Source organism: Brucella sp. 22210 (genome assembly GCF_052045675.1).
Taxonomy (GTDB): Bacteria; Pseudomonadota; Alphaproteobacteria; order Rhizobiales; family Rhizobiaceae; genus Brucella.
The window spans coordinates 1-1037 of the sequence record NZ_JBQEPD010000126.1 but is presented as its reverse complement, the minus strand read 5'-3'; the positions used below and the strand labels follow the sequence as shown (position 1 = coordinate 1037).

Genomic DNA, 1037 nt, shown 5'->3' with positions numbered 1-1037 from the left:
TATTATTAAATGCAACAGTCATTTTGTACGGGGTACACCCGGTAGCAGGGGAGGCGGAGATGTGACAGGCGGCGCAGAGCGCGCAGCATTCAGCAGAAAGCTGTCAGACGGAAAATATTCACAGGAAGGAGTTTGTTGTGAACAATCTGAAAATCGAATTACCGCGTGAGCCGAAGCGGTCACGCTTCGAGACCCGGTGCTGGGCCATCGTGATTATTCTCGATATCGCGTTTGTGTTGGTCGCTGTCCTGGTGGCAGCTTTCAGGGCAGGGGGCGCGGCATGACGATTACCGTGGAATGCCCGAACTGTGGCGACGCCGTGGATTTCCAGGCCGCGCCCATGACCATCCCAGAACAGGCAGAACAGGCAGTACAGGCGGTACAGCGCGAGTTAAGTGTCACGATCTATGAGTGGGAGAGGCGCAGAGAGTTTCTCAACGTAAGTCCCACTCTTCTGCAAGAATTCATGCGAATAAAGGCCGATGACCTAACCGCGAGTATCCTCACCGCAGCCGCCCCTCACCTAGCAGCGGTGCGGGTGAAGAAGCTGGAGTGGACGTACACCGAACGAGTTGCGATGACGTATGTCACATCTGATGACAGGGGCATGTTGTACTACATCAACCAGTCATTCGGTTCGGACAGCTACTATTTCGCCACGGTTCGCTATTCAGACGGGACGGTCTTGTATGATGGCGACGATCTTCCATCTGCCAAAGCCGCCGCACAGGCCGACTATGAGGCTCGCATCCTCTCTGCGCTTGAGCCTTCCGTCTGCAAGACGTGCAATGGCCGCGGGATCATCGGCGGCATGTACCGTGTTGGCGACGGTGACGTAGATGGATGGGAAGAACCTTGCCCAGATTGCAGTCCTTCCGCTGGCAGAGCGGCTGTGCTGGAAGAAGCGCTGCGCAAGATGGTCGCCCTGTATGAGAGCGAGTACGATGCCGATGTGCCCTTCAAGCGCCCGGATTGGCTCGTTTCGGCCCTCCATCCAGTAGCGGATAAGCCCGACGAAGCGGCTGTGCTGGAGGAAG

At 56.8% G+C, this 1037-nt stretch carries 1 protein-coding gene and 1 pseudogene; both read left to right on the top strand.

What is annotated here, in order from left to right:
• Positions 1–137 precede the first annotated feature (137 nt).
• Positions 138–284, top strand: coding sequence for a hypothetical protein (locus tag ACTJKP_RS26880; protein ID WP_440632833.1), 147 nt, complete (start codon positions 138–140; stop codon positions 282–284).
• Positions 281–1037: pseudogene (locus ACTJKP_RS26875) on the top strand (hypothetical protein); the annotation flags it as partial. The gene ACTJKP_RS26880 and the pseudogene ACTJKP_RS26875, both read left to right, overlap by 4 nt.